The sequence below is a fragment of the Alcanivorax sp. NBRC 101098 genome, assembly GCF_001010505.1.
GTDB lineage: Bacteria > Pseudomonadota > Gammaproteobacteria > Pseudomonadales > Alcanivoracaceae > Alcanivorax > Alcanivorax borkumensis.
Genome location: NZ_AP014613.1, coordinates 2,347,141 through 2,366,579, shown reverse-complemented (window position 1 = coordinate 2,366,579; position 19,439 = coordinate 2,347,141). Strand labels below are relative to the sequence as shown.

At 53.7% G+C, this 19,439-nt stretch carries 11 protein-coding genes; 8 read left to right on the top strand and 3 right to left on the bottom strand.

The window, feature by feature from the left end; genetic code table 11:
• Nucleotides 1-12: 12 nt before the first annotated feature.
• The 5 genes from AS19_RS10690 (at nucleotide 13) to fhuF (ending at nucleotide 10,975) form a co-directional block, all read left to right on the top strand.
• Nucleotides 13-5,487: a non-ribosomal peptide synthetase gene (locus AS19_RS10690; RefSeq protein ID WP_046962065.1), complete on the top strand. Its 5,475-nt coding sequence runs from the start codon at nucleotides 13-15 to the stop codon at nucleotides 5,485-5,487.
• A 100-nt stretch (nucleotides 5,488-5,587) separates the two neighbouring features.
• Nucleotides 5,588-7,825 carry a TonB-dependent siderophore receptor gene (locus AS19_RS10685; RefSeq protein WP_011589369.1) on the top strand — a complete coding sequence of 746 codons (2,238 nt, stop codon included), beginning with the start codon at nucleotides 5,588-5,590 and terminating at the stop codon, nucleotides 7,823-7,825.
• On the top strand, nucleotides 7,815-8,801 hold the full coding sequence (locus AS19_RS10680; RefSeq protein WP_011589368.1) for a GNAT family N-acetyltransferase: 987 nt from the start codon (nucleotides 7,815-7,817) through the stop codon (nucleotides 8,799-8,801). The genes AS19_RS10685 and AS19_RS10680 overlap by 11 nt, the downstream gene beginning before the upstream one ends.
• A 150-nt stretch (nucleotides 8,802-8,951) precedes the next feature.
• Entirely contained in the window at nucleotides 8,952-10,244 is a 1,293-nt protein-coding gene (locus tag AS19_RS10675) for a lysine N(6)-hydroxylase/L-ornithine N(5)-oxygenase family protein (RefSeq protein ID WP_011589367.1), read from the top strand.
• The gene (gene fhuF, locus AS19_RS10670) at nucleotides 10,244-10,975 is read left to right on the top strand and encodes a siderophore-iron reductase FhuF (RefSeq protein WP_011589366.1); all 732 of its coding nucleotides are present in this window, start codon (nucleotides 10,244-10,246) and stop codon (nucleotides 10,973-10,975) included. Before AS19_RS10675 ends, fhuF begins: the two co-directional genes overlap by 1 nt.
• A gap of 122 nt (nucleotides 10,976-11,097) precedes the next feature.
• Here fhuF and AS19_RS10665 read toward each other — a convergent pair whose 3' ends face one another.
• Nucleotides 11,098-11,790, bottom strand: a complete 693-nt coding sequence (locus AS19_RS10665) for a 4'-phosphopantetheinyl transferase (RefSeq protein ID WP_011589365.1) — start codon at nucleotides 11,788-11,790, stop codon at nucleotides 11,098-11,100.
• A 154-nt stretch (nucleotides 11,791-11,944) separates the two neighbouring features.
• On the opposite strand from AS19_RS10665, the gene dbpA reads away from it, so the two are divergent.
• The 3 genes from dbpA to AS19_RS10650 all read left to right on the top strand — a co-directional run bounded on the left by dbpA (nucleotide 11,945) and on the right by AS19_RS10650 (nucleotide 16,289).
• A complete protein-coding gene (dbpA, locus tag AS19_RS10660; protein ID WP_011589364.1) occupies nucleotides 11,945-13,324 on the top strand; it encodes an ATP-dependent RNA helicase DbpA in 1,380 nt (459 codons plus the stop codon).
• A 496-nt stretch (nucleotides 13,325-13,820) separates the two neighbouring features.
• Complete coding sequence (locus AS19_RS10655; protein ID WP_011589363.1) at nucleotides 13,821-14,750, top strand: GIY-YIG nuclease family protein; 930 nt, start codon at nucleotides 13,821-13,823, stop codon at nucleotides 14,748-14,750.
• Nucleotides 14,751-14,759: 9 nt separating this feature from the next.
• Nucleotides 14,760-16,289 carry an Hsp70 family protein gene (locus tag AS19_RS10650; RefSeq protein ID WP_011589362.1) on the top strand — a complete coding sequence of 510 codons (1,530 nt, stop codon included), beginning with the start codon at nucleotides 14,760-14,762 and terminating at the stop codon, nucleotides 16,287-16,289.
• 317 nt (nucleotides 16,290-16,606) lie between these two features.
• On the opposite strand, the gene AS19_RS10645 is transcribed toward AS19_RS10650, so the two are convergent.
• Both AS19_RS10645 and AS19_RS14290 read right to left on the bottom strand, forming a co-directional pair.
• Nucleotides 16,607-18,880: an ankyrin repeat domain-containing protein gene (locus AS19_RS10645; RefSeq protein WP_011589361.1), complete on the bottom strand. Its 2,274-nt coding sequence runs from the start codon at nucleotides 18,878-18,880 to the stop codon at nucleotides 16,607-16,609.
• Nucleotides 18,881-19,147: 267 nt separating this feature from the next.
• Entirely contained in the window at nucleotides 19,148-19,276 is a 129-nt protein-coding gene (locus AS19_RS14290) for a hypothetical protein (protein ID WP_255346557.1), read from the bottom strand.
• Between the last annotated feature and the right edge of the window lie 163 nt (nucleotides 19,277-19,439).

The following is a 19,439-nucleotide window of genomic DNA, read 5'->3' as shown; positions in this document are numbered from 1 at the left end:
CTGGAGTGAAGTATGAGCCTGGATAAGGCGGCACTGGCCCGGCGTTTTATGGCGCTGGATGAAACAAAGCAGGCGGTTTTTCTACAAAAACTGGGCGAGAAAGGTATTCCCTTCGAGCGCCTGCCTATTGTCGCCGGTAACCGCCCAGGTCGTATCCCACTGGCGCCAGCCCAGCAGCGGCTGTGGACGATTCATCAGTTGGAGCCAGCAAACACCGCCTACCACTTGAGTGCTGCTTTTGAGCTTAACGGGCCATTGGATGTGCCGCGCTTGTTACGCGCCATGGATGCGGTGGTTCGCCGACATGAGAGCCTGCGCACCCGTTTTGTAGAAGAGGATGGTGAAGGTTACCAGCGTATTGTCGCCGACACCCTGACGGTTGAGCAGCGGGATGCACGCGCGCTGGATGATGGTGACCGGCAGACCCTTGCGGATGAACACGCTAGCCGTCTCTTTGTGCTGGGCAGTGATTCTCCCTTGCGGGTGCAATTGCTGCAGCTGTCTGAGCAATGCTGGCGGTTGCAGCTGGTGATGCATCACCTGGTGTCCGATGGCTGGTCCATGGATGTGTTCTTTGCGGACTTGGCGCGGGCGTATCTCAGTGACTCCCCGTTGCCAGCCCTGGCTATTCAGTATGCGGATTACGCGCTTTGGCAGAAGGCCTGGTTGGATGCCGGTGAACGGGATCGGCAACTCAGCTATTGGCGTGAACAACTGGGCCATGATCAACAGGAGAGGGCCCAGCCACCCTTGCTGATTGCCCATGATAGGGCGCCGGCACAGACCGCCTTGCGTTCCGCCGCCAGTGTGCAGTGGTCTGTGCCGGCCCATTTACAGGGGCCGTTACAAGCGCTGGCGCGGGATAACGACACAACATTGTTCACGGTGGTGCTGGCGGCATGGCAATGGGCTCTGGCGTCTGTGAGTGGCCGTCGTGATATTCCGGTGGGTGTTCCGGTGGCCAACCGGGAGCGCGCCGAGGTAGACGCGCTGGTGGGTTTTTTTGTGAATACCTTGGTGCTACGGGGTAAGCCTCGGGCGGCGTTTACGGTGAATCAATGGGTAACCCAACTGCACCAGACTATGCTGGATGCCCAGGCTCATCAGGCGCTGCCGTTCGATCAACTGGTGGCTTTCTTGGCGCCACAGCGGGAGCCGGGCGAGACGCCGCTTTTTCAGGTTCTGTTCAATTATCAACGGCGTGATACAAAGGCGAGAAATCTCAGCGACAACGTCACCATTGTGCCGCTGGCTCAGGGGGTGCCGCATGCGTTGTTTGATCTGGGGCTTGATGCCCATGAGGGTGAAGGCGGCGCCTTATTGTTGACGCTGACCTATGCTGCCGATCGCTTTCATTCAGAAACGGTAGAGCGCCTGAAACAGGCTATGAATCAGGTGTTGACCGCATTCAGTCAGGGCCAGCACACGTTAGGCTCGATCAGTGTGGCAGAAAGCGATGTGTCCAGACTGCAAGAGTGGGGTCAGGGTGAAGGCGAGTGGCAAGCGACGAGTTTTGTGTCCTTATTCTCGCAGCAGGCGGCAGAGCGGGGCGATGCCATTGCGCTAGTGCACGGTGGCACTCGCGTGTCGTTTGCCGAACTGGACGCGCGCTCTAATCAGCTGGCCCGTTACTTGATGGGCCAAGGCGTGAAAGCGGATCAAGTGGTGGGGGTGTCGTTCGAACGCGGCGTCACCATGGTGGAAGCCTTTATTGCGGTGATGAAAGCCGGTGGCGCCTTCCTGCCGTTGGACCCGGGCTATCCGAAAGATCGTCTGCATTACATGCTCAAAGACAGCGGTGCCCGCTTGTTGCTTACCTCTTCAGCGTTGATTGGGGTTCTGCCTGAGGTTGCAACGGTTGCTCCAGTGGCGGTCGATCGTTTGTCGCTGAACGATTTCCCTGCGAATGCGTTGAATAACGAGCCGCACCCAGACCAGCTCGCCTATGTAATTTACACCTCCGGCTCCACCGGTAAGCCTAAAGGCGTGTCGTTGACCCATGCCGGGCTGAGCATGCATGTGCAAACGATCGGTAAGCGCTACGGCATGACGCCGGATGATGTGGAGCTGCAGTTTGCGTCCATTAGTTTTGATGGCGCGGTGGAGCGCTGGACAGTGCCGCTGGCCTTTGGCTCGCGGGTGGTAATTCGGGATCAGCAATTATGGAGTGCGCAACAAACTTGCGATGCGTTGCAAAAAGAAGGCGTCACCATCGCTTGCATTCCACCCAGTTACATGGGGCCGCTGCTGGACTGGATTGAGCAAGAAAAGCCGCCGTTGAACGTGCGTTCCTGGACATTGGGCGGTGAAGCGTTTACTCGGGAAACCTTCGAGCGGATGCAGCAGGTATTAAAGCCGCAACGCATTCTCAACGGTTACGGCCCGACAGAAACCGTGGTAACGCCGATGCTGTGGGCGGCCTATGAAGGCGATACGCTGAGCAGCGCCTACGCGCCCATTGGTCATGCGGTGGGGCCGCGAAAACTTTACGTGCTGGATCAGGATTTAAACCGTGTTCCTGTGGGCGTGGCGGGCGAGCTGTATATCGGTAACGAAGTGGGGCTGGCCCGTGGCTATCATCAGCGCCCAGACCTGACCGCCGAACGGTTTTTGCCTGACCCGTTTGGCGAACCCGGTGAGCGCATGTACCGCACCGGAGATTTAGTGAAGTACCGCGACGACGGGGTAATGGAATACCTGGGGCGGGTGGATCAGCAGGTAAAAATTCGCGGTTTCCGCATTGAGCTGGGAGAAATTGAAAGCCAGCTACTGGGCCATGAACAGATTCGTGAAGCCGTCGTGGTGGCACAGCCTTCCCCCACCGGTGATAGATTGGTTGGCTACATTGTGATGCGCAATGCAGCGCACTCTGTCCCCGGTGAGCATGAGCCACAAACGATTCTGGCTGCCCTGTCTGAGTCGCTGCCGGACTACATGGTGCCTAGCCAGTTAATCACGCTGGAAGCCATGCCGCTGACACCGGCGGGTAAAGTGGATCGCAAAGCCCTGCCGGTAGCGCAGTGGCACACGGCCAGTGAAGGGGCGCCGCCGCAAACCGATAACGAAAAGGTACTTGCGGACATTTGGCAGTCTCTGCTGGGCCGAAAAGGGGTGAGTCGTGATGATAATTTCTTTGCCCTGGGCGGCGATTCCATTTTGGCTTTGCAGGTGGTCAGCCGTGCTCGGCAACAGGGCTTGGCATTAACGCCTAAGGACCTTTTTGAACACCCGCGATTACACGATCTGGCGGCGTGCGCAGTGAACGCAGAGGCCTCGATTATTTCCCAGCAGCCCTTGCAGGGTGAGCTTGGTCTTCTGCCCATTCAACAGCATTTCTTTTCCCTGAGACCGCCTAGCCCTAGTCACTGGAACCAACATTTGTGGTTGGCGTTGGATGCGCCCATGGATCGCCAAGCACTGAATGTTACCTTGCAGGCGCTCTACCGGCAGCACGACGCGTTACGTCTGCAGTTTACTTATGAGGCGAATGGCTGGAGGCAAACCTGTTTGTCGGCGGACAGGCCCTGCGATGAATTATTGTGGTGGTGCCAGGCTGCTGACGAAGCGGCGGTCGAGACCCTGTGCGAGCAGACTCAGCAAAGCCTGAATATTGAAACCGGTGAACTGTTTCGTGTCCTTTACGTGCAAACGCCGCAGCAACCGGATCGAATGTTATTGGTGATTCATCACCTTGCAGTGGATGGCGTATCTTGGCGTATTTTGTTGGATGACCTGCTCAATGCCTATGGGCAAGCCTTAACGGGCGCGGCGATAACCCTGCCGGAGCGTAGCCATAATTTGAGCGATTGGCACCAGGCGCTGGAGCAATGGCTGCAGAGTAAAGGGGAAGCACGTTTGCCGTTCTGGCAGGGACAACAGCCGGAAAAAATAGACAGTGCCCTGCCCACCTTTGCGGAAAAGGAAAGCGTGGCCTTGTCGTTGGGCAAGGATGATACCCGCAGGTTGCTGCAGGACGCGCCTGTTAAGTTGGGCGTGTCCGTTCCCGCTCTATTGCTGACGGCGCTCACCCGGACGTTGAAACCTTCCGCTATGGGCGCCTCGCTGGCGGTGCGTTCCGCCCCTGAGGTTGGCAGCGAGTCGCCCTCACAAGACAATCAGCTCGTTATTAATCTGGAAGGCCATGGCCGTGAAACGCGCCTGGCTCCCGGTTTGGATTTGAGCCGTACCCTGGGTTGGTTCACCAGCCTCTTCCCGCTGAGGTTGCCGTTCGACGGCGACCCGCGCCGGAATCTTTTTGCGGTCTCGCAACAGCTGGCAAATACCGAGGCTGACGGCGGCGTGGGCTATGGCGCACTGCGCTATCTTGCCGACAGTCCGCTTAACGACAGCACCGATGCGCCAGTGACGTTCAACTATCTTGGCCAGTATCACAATGATGCGTTGATTCAGGGTTTCACTCCTTTGTCGGGCGGCGGTAAGGCTCAGGCAGAGGACAACCCCATGGCTGCGCCGCTGGCCATTAATGGTCAGGTGGTGGCGGGCAAGCTGGGGTTGGTTTGGGATTTTGCTCGCAGCCATTACCCGCGCCAGCAAGTACAGCACTTGTGCAGTCGTTATCGGCAGGAGCTGCTTGTCTTGTTGGACCTGGCCGACTCACCACAGGAAGCGCGGGCCGACCCGGCGTTGGTAACCGTGCTGAATAGCAGTGCAGATACGCCGGTGTTGTGGTGCCCCCATCCCGTGACGGGGCGCACAACCGGTTATCAAGCGCTGGCCGCCAGCCTGGAAGGGCAGTGGCAGGTGCGTGGCTTGCAATCACGCAGCTTCCTCGAGTCCGGCTGGTTCGATCCGTCGTTGAGTGAAATGGTAGAGCGGTATTACCGCACGGTGCGCCAGGCGCAACCTGAAGGCCCGTACTATTTATTGGGCTGGTCCATGGGAGGCGCCATGTCCATGGAGCTTGCCCACCGATTGGAGCAAGCCGGTGAAGAGGTAGCCTTTGTGGGGCTGCTGGATACCTATGTGCCGGGTCACGAAGTGCCGGAAGATCAGTGGTCGTCGCCACAGGCACAACAAACCTTGCGTGCACATTTGGGCATGCTACTGACTTGCGCGCCCGCTACCGCGTTAGACGATTGCATGGCGCGTTTGCGTGACAGCAAGCCCGCGCAATGGCCGCAGAACTTTACACAGTGGCTGGCTACGCAATCGATTGAGGCGGCGGTGGCAGACAGTGCTGCGCAGTTATTGCATGCCTGGGCTGTGGAGCAACATTTGCGGGATTTGTGTTGGGGTTATCAGCTGCCGGCATTGCATACCCCGGTGCACAGTTGGTGGGCCAGTGAGCCAGCGGGGCGCGCTCAGGCACTTCAACGCGGGTTAGCGTTATGTGCTGAACTTGCCCATACCGAGACAGTATCGGCGGACCACCTGACGATCGTGCGGGAGCCGTCCCTGTTACAGGGCCTGTCCGTTTTGCTGAAGTGTTGCAAGGGTGGCAACGCATTGATGGACATACCGGACTAATCATTGTTGCTGTGCACTAGTCGTGAGCTTCTCAATATGTATAATGCGGTTGCGAATCATTACTATTACTATGTGTCTTACGATTGCTAGGAGAACGACCATGGGGAATCGGACCGAGAGCGGGCTGATCCGGGGGCTGAAGTGGGGCCGCAATCCACTGGCGCTGGCAATAGCGGTGGCAATGGCGGCATCACCTGTCTGGGCAGAAGAACAGCAGGACGCTGATGAATTGCAGACCATCAAGGTGAATGCCGAGCAGTCGGACGATGTATACGGTGGTGATGATTTTGGTTATGTAGGGCAGCGCAGCCTGACGGCCACTAAAACGGATACACCGGTAAAAGAAGCACCTCGTGCGGTTTCTATTGTTACCCGTGAACAGATGGATGATCGTGCTTCCGTCAGCATCGCAGATGCGCTGCAGTACACGCCGAGTATCCAGGCCAACTTCTATGGCGAAGATAACAAACAAGACTGGTTTGTTATTCGTGGTTTCAAACAGGCGAACAATGGTTTGTACCGTGATGGCACACGAGTTTATTCCTATGGCTTTTACAGCTGGCAGCTTGATCCTTTTGCCCAGGAGCGTGTAGAAATTATGCGTGGTCCGGCGTCTGTGTTGTACGGGCAGACCCCTCCCGGCGGTGTGATCAATGTAATCAGTAAGCGTCCTCAGGATTATTCTTTTGGTTCCGTAACCGCGGAATACGGCAGTTATGACCGCAAGCAAATATCTGTTGATGTAGGTGGGGCGCCCTCTGAAGATGTGTCTTGGCGTGTTATTGCTTTGGGCCGGGAAAACGGCACCCAAGTGGACGACCTGGAAGCTGAGCGCACCATGCTGGCACCGTCTCTAAAACTGGGGCTAGGTGATCGAACTGAGCTGACGCTGTTGGCCTCCTATCAGAAAGATGACTCTGATCCGTACCTGCAGTTTCTGCCATCCAGCGGTACGATTTCTCCAAACCCCAATGGCAAGATTGACGATGATGTTGCCATTGGCAACCTGGATTACGAGAAGTTTGAGCGTACCCAGGTCTCGTTCGGTTATCAGCTGGATCATGCGTTTAATGATTCGACTAGTTTCCAGCAGAGTGCCCGCTACCAGCATATTGATGTAGATCTGAAGCAAATGTACACACTGGGGTATATGCCGGGCAGTGGCGACTCGCAAGCAATTCGTGGCCTTACTGATGAAGACGGTGACGCCTACGGCGTTAACCTGGATAACCGTTTGATTCATACGTGGTCGATTAATAACGTCGAGCATACCTTGCTGGCAGGGCTTGATTATCAAAGCCTGCACATTGATGGCAAAAGCTTTGGTGATCCGTTGATGGGGTACGAGGCTGCGCCGGGGGTGTTTGCGCCTGCGACGTTGAACCCCTTTGACCCACAGTATCGCGATGCCAGTGAGCTGACCCCGGTTTCCTGTAATTTCAGCACTCTTGTGTGTACCGAAGTAACGGAGCGGCAGCGCACCACTATCGATGCGTATCAGGTGGGTGGTTACCTACAGGATCAGATGAAATTTGATAACCAACTGGTGCTGACCGTTGGGGCTCGTTTTGACCGCGCCAGTAGTGAGATCGAGAATAAATCCACGGGTGTTGAGCAGAAAATCGACAACGATAAATGGACCGCCAACACGGGCCTCGCTTGGTTGATAAATGATAACGTGACCGCGTACACCAGCTATTCGCAGTTTTTCCAGCCAATTCTACAGCTGGATCAGAATGGCGAAGCAGCTAAGCCTCAGGAAGGCGATCAGATCGAAGTGGGAATCAAGTTCCAGCCGGAAGGCATGGACGGCTACTTCAACGCGGCGGCGTTTAAGATTACCCAAGAAAACTTGGCTTCCGGTGCAGCGGGTACACCTGCCTTTAAGCAGATTGGTGAAGTGGAAAGTGAAGGGATTGAATTGGAAGCCGTTACCAATATCACCCCGAGCTTGAGCTTGTTAGCGAATGCGACCTGGATGAACCCGGAAATTGTTTCCGACAGCACCCCTGCTGAAGAAGGCAATCGCCCGGTGAATATTGCGGATACTCTGTACTCTGCCTGGGCTAAGTACACCTTCTTGGATGGTCCGCTGAATGGCTTCGCCATTGGTTCCGGCGTGCGTTACGTCAGCGACACCTATGGCGATAATCTTGAAACGTTGAAAGTGCCGTCCTATACCCTTTGGGATGCCACGGTGAGCTATCGCTACAAAGACTTCAAGTTCCAAGTGGCGGCGAAAAATCTGGAAGACAAAGAGTATGTCGCTACCTGTGATTATTACTGCTGGTATGGCGACCGTCGCAGTGTGATCGGTAGCGTGACTTATGCGTGGTAATGCCCGCCACACCATTATGCTGCTGCCCAACGGGCAGCAGTTGGATGTGTTCGATCAGGAGCTGGCGCCGCAATGGCGGTGCCAGTGTAATGATCAAGATTGGCTGACCGTGGTGGTGGAAGACACCGCTGCCAGGGTCCAGCAGTCCACCGACGATCCGGCCCAATTATGTCGGGCCGCTTGGGCATTTTTTGTCTCGCATGCCGAGGTAAATGCCCTGCAATTCGAGAGCGGCTTTCATGCGGCCTTTATGGTTCACAGAGAGAACCAGACAGCATGGCTTGAGCGTGACATGCTCTGGCAGCTGCCCGGTGACTGGCTACGGCAAGGCAATCCCTTGCCATATCCGGTCACTATGATCATGGATGAATCTGGCCGGCGTCACCCGCGACGCCGTTGTAAACCGGTGGGGGAAGTTTACCGCCGTTTTGATACCGGTATTCAGGCATGGGTGTCCCTGCGCACGCTGGATATCGAACAAGATCTGCACCGGTTCATGCGCTGGCAGAACAGTGAGCGCGTGGCCGCCTTCTGGGAACAGAGTGGGACGCTGGACGAGCATCGCGCCTACTTGGAACGTCAGGCGAAAGAACCTCGGGTGCTTAACCTGATCGGGTGTATTGATGATGAACCCTTTGCTTATTTTGAAGCGTATTGGGCAAAGGAAGATCGCATCGGGCCTTACTACGATGCGCAAGATTTTGACCGCGGGATTCACATGTTGGTAGGTGAAGATCACCACCGTGGTCCGCATAAGGTTAAGGCATGGCTGAACGCGCTTTGCCATTACCTTTTTCTCGATGATTGTCGTACCACAAGGATTGTTTCTGAGCCCCGTTCGGATAACGACAAGATGATTCAACACCTTCAAGCCAGGCGATTTGCCAAGCCAAAGGAGTTTGATTTTCCGCACAAGCGCGCAGCCCTGATGGTGCTGCACCGTGACGCATTTTTTGAGCGTTGTGAGCTGAGCTGAAAATCTCGGTTCGGTTTTTTACCGAACCGCCATGGCGCGCTGCCCACCACTATCCGGCAGCAGGTGGCTGGCATATCGGTAATGCCCGATGTGTCGGTGTATGGATAACCCGGAAACCGTTCGGTTTCCGACACATTGAGGACATACCCCATGAGCGTTCATTCTCAAGAATATGACGTCGTTGGTATTGGATTCGGTCCGGCCAACTTGGCCATTGCTATTGCGCTAGACGAACACAAAGACCTGGATGGCTTGCGTTACTGTTTCCTGGAAAAGCAGCCCCGCTTTGAATGGCATGGGGGCATGCTGCTGGAAGGTACGCGCATGCAAGTGTCATTTCTGAAAGATTTGGCCACTTTGCGCAACCCGGCCAGCCGCTTCACCTTCGTCAATTATCTGCACGACAATAATCGTCTCGACTCTTTTATCAATATGGGCACCTTTTTCCCCACTCGTGTTGAGTACAACGATTACATGCGTTGGTCCGCCGATCAGTTTAAAGAGCATGTGCACTATGGCCAGGAAGTGATCGCTATTGAGCCGGTGGAACAGGGTGGCGAAGTGGAATGGGTGCGTGTTCGTTCACGGAATCCCGATGGCAGTGAGAACGAAATTTTTACCCGCAACTTGGTGATTGGTATCGGTGGGTACCCAAAAATTCCGGCTGTGTTCGCCGGCAAGATGGGTAACAACATGGTTCACTCTTCCCGCTACAAACATGAATACGAGCGTTTTGGTCGCCACGAGACACCGCGTATTGCAGTAATAGGGGCAGGCCAAAGTGCCGCAGAAATCTATCTGGACCTGATGGATCAGTACCCGGATGGCAAGATGGACCTGATCAGCCGTAGTCGTGCCCTGCACCCGGCGGATGACAGCGCTTTTGTGAACGAAATATTTGATCCTGGCTTCACGGATACTATTTACGCTCGCCCAGAAACGGAGCGGCAGGATTTTCTCAAACGCTTTAGTCAAACCAACTACGCGGTAGTGGACTTAGCGGAAATTGAACAAATATACGAACGCCTTTATTTGCAGAAAGTGACAGGCAAGGTTCAGCATCGGTTTTTATCCAACCGAGATATCGTTGGTGTGCAGAACGATGGCACCCGTGTGCTGTTGACCCTACGTAACAAGGACACCGGCGTGGAACAGACCGAAGTCTACGATGGGGTGGTGCTGGCTACAGGCTATAACCGCAATGGGCATGAACAATTGCTGTCGCCCATGGCGCACTGGATGTCTGAGCAAGGGGTGGAGCGTTGTTATCGTTTGCCGATGGCGAAAGGCTGCCATGCCAATGTGTTCCTGCAGGGTTGTTGTGAGCAAACCCACGGTCTTAGCGATACCCTGTTGTCGATCCTGGCGGTGCGTTCCCAGGAGGTGGTGGACGCGCTGATAGAACGGCAGAGCCGGCCGATAGCCACGGCCTGCGCGAGCTGATGATTCCTGCTCTGGCCCCCTTGTTTCAAGGGGGCTTCTCTTCCTATGGTTCGTTGTTGCGGTTGGCCGAGCCGAATGATTCGGCCATCCCGTTAACGGACCTGTTTGATGCCCGGCGGTTACGACAGTCGCTATATCAATTTCGCCCTGATCTGAAGGGGGAAGATGAGCGGGCGCTGCTATCCATTTGGAGTAAGTATTATTTCTTGCGCCTGCTGCCCCCGGTGCTGGCCGCTAACCTGATTCTGCAACGTGCACTGCCGCTCGCAGTGGATGCTCTGGCGATAGAGCTGGATGAGCAAGGGCTGCCCGGCGCCTTTGTGCTGCCCAATGAGGGGCAGCTGCTGGTGCCCTCGGAGCACCCGCTTTCTCGGTTTGAGGGAATAATGCGAGACAATCTGCAGCCGGTGATTACGGCTTGGCAGCAGGCGCTGGGGTTGTCCCCTAGGGTGCTGTGGAGTAATGCTAGCCGTTATATTCACTGGTTTACGGGTGAACTGAAAGGCGCCGGCCTGCCAGAGATGCTGTGGTCGCCGGGGCTAGCATTGTTTGCTCAGCCTGCTTTTGAAAACGGTGAAAGGAACCCCTTTTTCGGAGCCTACCAGGACAGGATGAACGCCAATACTGGCACTCTGCTGACGGTGCGTCGCACCTGTTGTATCCGTTTTCGACTACCGGATACCGCGTTGTGTGAAGACTGCCCACGGCTGTGCCGAAAAGGCATGACCTGAAGCGCACATCTGTTGTGCTTTGTCCCTAAGAAAAGTAAACCTCCTGCCCGTCGCCATATGACACATGATTTGCATGCCTTAGGCCACGCTCAGAGTTGAGCGGTTTTTTCAACACCGGCGTCTTAGCGGGGCAGGGCGATCCAGCTCAAAACACCTTGTTGGCGTTCGCGCCAACGAAACGGAATGGTGGTGCCGGCCTTCCAATCCGCGGATAAGGTTTTCAGTAGCGTTAGTGAACGGGAGTCCCGGCGCGTTGCGTCGTGAAAATAAAACCGCTTGCCGGTAATCGGGTAGAGTGCCTTGAATAAACTTTCTTTAGCAGAAAAAATTAAGGTGATGCGGTTGGCACGCTGAATGTCCGATAACCCTTCTAATTGTTCCCGTTCTTCATGGGTCAGCAGTTCGCGGCATAGTCGTGCCGCTCGTTCTGCGCTGAGCCATTGCTCCGTGTCCAGCCCCACGGTTAGCCAATGGCGCGCGTCAGCGACCATGACTTCAGCGATACCCTGGCTATGGGTAATGCTGCCCAGGGTGCCTTCGGGCCATTGCGGGGCTCGATCGGCCCCCAGAGCAGGAATGCCGCTCACGCCAAGCATCGCCAGCGCTTCACGTGCGCACCAACGCCCAGCCAGATACTCGCTTCGGCGTTTCGCCACGGCGGTGCTCAGAGACGGGGGCAAGGGAATGTCTGCCTGAGCAAAACTATCGTCGCAAAGTCGTTCAGGAGCGTAGTGGCAGCCCACGCGCACCAGCCCGGTGGCGAGCTCTTCGCGATGAAGGTGAGTTAGGCATGAAGGGCGATGGAATAATGACATGATTAGCAGCTTTCCCGGTTGCCGGTACTATATCAGAGCTGCCCGGCAGCGAGGAATTTGATCCTCATTAGAATGCCACAACTGTTACACTGGCCACACTGCTTGCTCTGTATCTTGCTGTTTTTTCTTGCCACCTTTGCCACAGGCTACCTCCGTGACCGATTCTTCTTTTGCCTCCCTGCCGTTGACCCCAGAAATGCTCGCTAACCTGGACGCGCTGGGCTACGTCACCATGACTCCCGTACAAGCGCAAAGCCTGCCGTTATTGCTTAAAGGGCACGATGTGATTGCCCAGGCCAGTACCGGTAGCGGCAAGACGGCAGCCTTTGGGCTTGGTTTGCTGCACCCTTTGAACCCGCGCTATTACGGTTGCCAGGCGTTGGTGCTGTGCCCAACCCGGGAGTTGGCAGATCAAGTGGCCGTGGAAATTCGCCGGTTGGCCCGTGGTCCCGGCAATATCAAAGTACTCACCCTGTGTGGTGGGCAACCCATCGGCCCGCAGATCGGCTCACTGGAGCACGGTGCGCAGATTGTGGTTGGCACACCGGGGCGCGTTCTAAAACACTTGAGTAAGGGGACGCTGAGCTTGGACGGGCTGAATACGCTGGTATTGGATGAAGCCGATCGCATGCTCGATATGGGCTTTTACGACAGCATTGCGGAGGTGATTCGGCAGACGCCGCCACGCCGTCAAACCCTGCTGTTTTCCGCCACCTACCCGCCGGGAATCAAGCAGCTGGCAGAAACTTTCATGAGTAATCCCCAGCATGTAGAAGTGGAAACCCTGCACGATAATAGCCAGATCGAGCAGCGCTATTATGAAGTGGAGCCGTTCCAGCGCGAAGAGGCAGTGGCCAGCGCCATTGCCTGTTTCCGTCCAGTATCCTGCGTGGTGTTCTGTGTGACCAAGCAGCAATGCCAGGATGTAGTGAATCAGCTTTGTCGTCAGGGGCTGTCAGCCATGGTGCTCAACAGTGACCTGGAGCAGCGTGAGCGCGATGAGGTGCTCACGTTGTTTGCCAACCGCAGCTTATCGGTGCTGGTGGCCACGGATGTGGCGGCCCGGGGGCTGGATATTGATAACCTGGATATGGTCATCAATGCGGAGTTGTCCCACGAGCCGCAAACCCATATCCATCGTGTTGGCCGCACCGGCCGTGCCGGCGAAAAAGGGCTGGCTATTAATCTGGTAGCCCCCCGTGAATCCCGGCGCGCTATAGCTATTGAACAGTTGCAGGGCGCGCCTTTGAATTGGCATCCGCTCAATAGCCTTAAGCCTCGAGAGGGGGAGCCAATGCAGCCGCCTACCATCACCTTATGTATCGGTGCAGGCCGCAAAGACAAGCTGCGCCCCGGTGATATCCTCGGTGCGCTTACCGGTGATGCTGGCATTGCGGGTAATCAGGTGGGAAAAATTACCGTCACGGATTATCAGGCCTATGTGGCTATCGATCGTGAGAGTGCGGACTTGGCTCTCGAACGATTACTGAAAGGCAAAATCAAAGGAAAAAACCGGCGGGTGAAAAAGCTTTAATTACCAGGCTGAAAAATGGTGCGCTGTGGAACGCGGTGTTGCCGGCGAAGGCTTGCGTCCTTCCACTGGCGCGACCTCAGGGGGCTTTACCTCCTGGGTGACGTGCATTGCCTACAGCAATTTGCTCTCACATACCCCCACCTATTATTGAAGATGGCCCAGAGCCCGGGGCGGTTTGTTCGACGAGCGCGGTTTTGCCCTAACGCTGGGGGCGATGTGGTTCGTGACGAGGGGGGAGGATATCCAGGTGGTTTGGCATCAGTTTCTTGATAGGTATCCTTCGATAGGTATTTAAGGCCAGCCTAAATTGTTGGGAGACCCACTAATTCGCCGCCTAAAAAATCCTAAAGCATCTGGTCTTTAACGGCTCAAGCCTCAGGCTTATGTGTCGTGGTTAACTAACTACCGGACAGTGATTTAGGTTTTCCCTCGGCCAGCAGAGGGGCTTAAGTACCGCCTCAATATAAGAAAAATCGATAATGGAAAAGGATATCCCATGACACAAGGCCGTAGCATTCGACTGTTTCTGGTAGACGGTGCGCCCAATGGCCTACTTTCTGCCGAGATTATGAACTGGACCGGCCATGTGCTTACCGGTCCACGCTCCAAACTTAGCGAACTGGTGCCGCGCCCGGAAGTGGGGCGCACGGGCATCTATTTTTTGGTGGGGCCAGACCCGGATAACAGCTTTCGCTCGTTAGTTTATATCGGCGAATCCGACGATGTGGGTAAGCGCCTCAAGCAGCACAATAGACCGGAGGGGCAAGGCGGTAAGGATTTTTGGGAAAAAGTCTGCTTGGTTACCAGCAAAGACCAAAACCTGACCAAGGCCCATGTTAAACACCTGGAGAGCCTGCTGATCCAAAATGCTCGCGACGTGGCGCGCTGCACCTTGGTCAACGGTACCGCCCACGACTATATCAATCTGCCGGAAGCGGACCTGGCCGACATGGCCTTCTTTCTGGAACAGATCCGCACCGTGCTGCCGGTGCTGGGGTTCGACTTCCTCCGCGACAGCACACGCCCTGCCAGCCAGCCCAAGACACAACCAGCAGAACCGCAGGAATCTCCTTATTTTGTGCTGGAACTGCCTAAACACAATATCAAGGCTCGTGGCCAGGAAGTGGATGGCGAATTTTTTGTGCTGCAGGGCTCTCTGGCCCGCGAAGAGTGGGTGGGTACCGATCGCGGCTATAAGACCCTGTTCAATCAGTTGCTGGAAGACAGAATCCTGATCCCCACCGATAGCGGCCTCACCACTTTTACCGCTGACCAGGCATTCTCCAGCCCCAGCGGCGCTGCTGCCGTCATCTCCGGCCGTAGCGCTAACGGGCGCACCCAGTGGGCCGTGGAAGGAACTGGCAAGACCTATGGAGATTGGCAGGATGAGCAAGTGTCGGCTAGTACAGGGCAGGGTTTGGATTAAGGAATAACAATGAAGATCGGTTTTGACTTTGGTACCAGCTTTTCAGCATTGGCAGTCTATCGGGATGGTGAGATTCACCGAATCATGTTTGATGGTGAGCCGCAATTTCGTACAGCAATCTACTTTCCTCCTTATGCACCAAGTGCAGATTTTTTTAATGCTGATGATCACCAAACCGAAATAGCCTCTATTCGTTCAGCCCTAATTCGCTCAGAGACGGAGGCCAAAGAAAATTACAGTGACAGGGTGAGAGAAGAAAGAGTCAGGGTTACTAGCCAAGCCAGGAATGATCCTGCTGGTTATAACGCGGATAGACAGCTGTCTGCGAAGTATCAAAGGATGTTGAGCGACGCAATTATCCGTATTCCTGAGCCTGTAGAAACGACGCGAGCAGATAAGGATAAGCAGGCAATTGAAACAGCCCGCAGACAATGGCTTGAATCAGAAGCAGGTAAAGACCGCGTTCTTGGGAATCTGGAGGAAAGCCAGCTTGAAGGCGCGTTGTTTGGCAATGAGGCAGTTGATGCCTACCTGAATAATGATCGCAAGGGACTTTTGCTCTACAACCCTAAGGCTTTTCTTGCTCATGATTTGTCTTCCAGGCTCTCGGCACCTCTGGAAAGGGCGATTGGCAGCTTGTTCAGGAAGGTTGTTGGTGCCGTAGAAGAGCAATTTCAGGGAGAGCAAGTAACAGGGGTTGTTATCGGGCGTCCCGTTAACTTCGGGAAAAAGCAGAGTGATGTGGAAAATGATCGGGCTATTTCGATTATTACCCATGCAGCTGAGCTTGCCGGCATGTCCAATGTTTCTTTCATGTATGAGCCTAGTGCTGCGTCCTACCAATTCCACGTTTCTCAAGATACTCCTCGTAAGGTTCTGGTGGTTGATCTAGGCGGTGGTACGGCGGATTTGTCGTTAGTGACCCTTGGCGGTGCTGAGCCCGCTCCAATTCCTCATCGGCAGCAGGGCTATCTGCTAGGGGGGAATGACGTAGATCGTGAGCTCAACAAGAAGGGGTATATGCCCTTCTTTGGAAAGGGCCAGGAGGTGAGGGGCATCCCTGCGTTGAACTCCTATTTCGCCTATGCCGCTAACGTTCAGCATATCGAATACCAGAAAAAATTTATTGAGGCGGATCTTCGCCTAGTGCCGGAGCCATTCAGGGAGCGCCTGAATCACCTCAAAAAATCCGGTAATACCATTCGATTAAACAGGTTGGCCGAAGAGAGCAAGATTGAGCTGGGGCGGCAGGAAAGTCGCAGTCGAAAGGTGATCGACTTTATCGGTGAAGAGCGTGGGGTCGATATTGATGGCGCTATCTATGCTGATGCGATGGCTCGATATCTAGAGAAGCTCAAGGTTCTGCTGCAGGAGTTTTCTGATGAAGACTTCGATATGGTGTCTCTTACGGGCGGTATGAGCCGTGCAAAAGGCGTCAAGGAACTGGTCGAAAGGGTTTTTCCAGACAAGGATGTTCAGAGCTCAGAGTCTACCCTTGATGTTGTCTCGGGGTTGGCGATTTACGCAGCTCAGCAATAATTTAGGGGAAGTGATAATTGCTGGCAGCCGAGAAGCACTTCTTCAGCTGTACATCATCGACTAGATGATGCCAGCGGGATGGCTAACCGGCCCGGCCCAGCCTTATTTTGGTAAGGTGCTCACACTGTACCGAAATTGTACCTTTGAGAGAAATTGATTGGTGCCAGGCTAAATGGCTGAAGGGGGGGGCGTCACAGCTTTATTATCCTCCTGATTTAAAAGGAAAAAATATGTTCGTGTAACCATAAGTTGGCCGGATTTTGATGGCATAGTTTGTCCAGACTATGATCTATCCGGCCAATATGGTTTGTGGTTACTTACATTTTGCCTTTGTCATTGAGGGCTGGAGCTAGTCGGCTCATCAGCAACAGGATGTCTCGTGAATCAAAGTAATTTGCAATTTCATTGATGGATACATCTCTGCCTGATTTCGGGTCAACATAGGTCTTTGCCGTATCACCCCCATGGACAAGCATGATTTCAAAAAGATCAACTTCGTCGAGTTCGGCTGCAAGCATCAATGGTGTATAGCCTTTGATTGGGCTGCTGTGCTCGGCGTTGGCGTCGGCTCCAGCTTTGATCAGAAGAGACGCTACCCTCCTCATTTCTGCAAGGTTCATATTTTCGCAAATGCGTTGGTACATTAAGTCGAGATAACGCTCCCAGATCTGTTGATAAAGTGCTGAGGATTCCATCTGTTCCAGATTTTTCATCTGGTCCTCGAGAGTAAAACCGAAAGCGCCTTGAGAGTAACGACGAATTGAGTCAAGAGTCTCGGGTGTGATTGGGATACTAAGTTGTTCGTTCTTGCTTAATTCTGGGTTTTTAAGGATACCAATGAGCTTCAAACAAACCGTGAGTGAGGTTTGCTCATCAGTTTTGCCTCGTCCATTAGGATTTGCCCCCATGGAGAGAATCTTTTCTACAATCTCAAATCGACCTGTTTGTACCGCCGAGATTATCGGTAGCAAGCGCTTCTTTTCAGTTCGCGTGTTGATGGTTGCTCCATTATGCCTTTCCATTGATATAAGCTGATAAAGTTCATCATTAAGAGATCGATACGGAACTTCTGTTAAGTTAAGTGCCTCTAAAGCAATAAGGATAGGGGTGTCGCCGACTTCAGATTGAACGTTAATGTCAGCACCTTTCTCTAAGAGTTGCCTGCAAGCTTCAATATTTTCATTAATAGCAAACCAGACAATCTGTGGCATGGAACGCTTCCATGTGTCCCCAATCTTGATTTTTCTGCGTGGATACCGGTAATCCGGCTTGATATTTCCAGGATCGGTAAAAATTAGAGGGCCTGTAGAGTCGACCTTGAAACCAAAATCAGTGCCAGGATAAAGGCCTTCTTTGGGGAAAACTTTGAAGAATGCGCTTCTCCACTGCTCAATTTCCCATCTTTCAATAGTGTCTGAAACCGTGTTCGACGGCTTGGATACTGATGCCGAGGGGATGTCATATCCAAAGTTAACAAGAGACCATTTTAGTTGTTTAAGAAAGACGATGTCGGATTTGGATTGATTGGCGGCTACGACAAGTGCCTCTCTTATGATGTCTCTAAGGTTTTCTCCTGCTACAAAAGAGGCCTTCTCGAACGATTCTTTATATAACCGGTTTGCTTCTTCCAATTCTCCGGAGAAAACATGCCACCTAGCATCGTACCAATCTATCCAGTACTGAGCAGATTTAAGGCTGCTTGAATATTGAATTATTTTTCTGACTTGTCTGATGGTTTCTTGGTGCCCCTCACTATCGGACTTTTCAGTTCCTCGCATTAAGTCGCGTTGTAATTTTCCAACATGCTGATCCTTATTTTTTACTGTAAGCCATAATCGGGCCTGAATCCTCTCGATTGCGTTGCCGAAATGAATCCCATTTTCTGCATTCCAGATTGAAAGACGAGCCTCATCAATCAATCTTTTACCCTGGTCATGCCTTTTGATGAAATCGACGGCCCTTGCCATAAAGAGTAATGACTTGGCGAAATTCCTGTTTCTGGTTATCTCACAGGTTTTTGATGGGTTGCTTGTGGAGAATAGCAACTGGATAGACTGAGCTGATGGCAGTTCTTTGCCATTTCTCCATGAGGAAATTCTGTCTCTGTTCTCTTTGCTCAGTGAGGCCAGATAAGCAGTCATGCCGGGTTGATGCTCTTCTAGCCAGGCAAAGGTTGCACCAACAGTATTCGCCCCTGGTGAGAACCAGAAGCTTGGGTGAGGGGCTTTAAGCTCTTGATTTAGCTTTGTTACAAAGCCAACAAGGTGCTCCTTGATGCAGCTTCTAATTAATAAGCCCAATACATCGGCTCTGCTTACTCCGTCAGCGGCAGTCTTACCCACAATGTCGCGCAAATAATGATCAATAAATGTGCTGAGGCTTGTTGATATTTTATCGGAAGCGACTGGACCCATATATTTTTCCAGGGTCGAGGGAGCACTCTGCTCCAGCTCTCTCGTTAGCTCTCTAGGGTCATAGATTGATTTCCCTGCCAGATCATCAAGGCGCTTGTTGGACTGCTTTAGGTCAAGGCAGCGCAACACATAGCGGATAAGCTCGAAGGGATTGGGATAAGGTGTTTCAGCTAGCATGAAGCTGTTCCTGTTTCTTATTGATATGTCGTATATCCCGGTTGAAATTACGCCAAGTACGGCAGTCGCTGGGTGTTGAGGGTATGGCCACACGGTAACCTAGGGGTGATATTAGCACCGAGTGCTTATTTCCGGGTCTGACTGCCCAGCCTGATTTGATCAATGATCGGACCTTTTGATTGATGTTTTTGTCATTACTGTATCGTTTCATCTCTCTACCCCAAGAAACATCGGCCCTCACAATCCAGAGGGCCGAGTAATTACGCCTTACTTGCCCTGCCTGCCGTTGCCGCGACCGGGGCCTGAAGGATTGCCGGTCTTGCTGGGCCAGTTACCGCCAGGACCGGGATGCGTAGACGGACGAGAGCTGCCTTTGCTGGAGCTTGATTTAGCCATGTTAAGTTCCTCAGTTTTGCATTCCCTGGGATTGGGGAAATGCGTCAGTGGAGATTACGAGGATGGCCACTGTGCATCAGCTGGGCTGTTGGCGAGATAATTATCGTTTTTACAAATGAATCGCCACCAGTTTGCTAGATACCTTTCAGCCATACAAAATGGC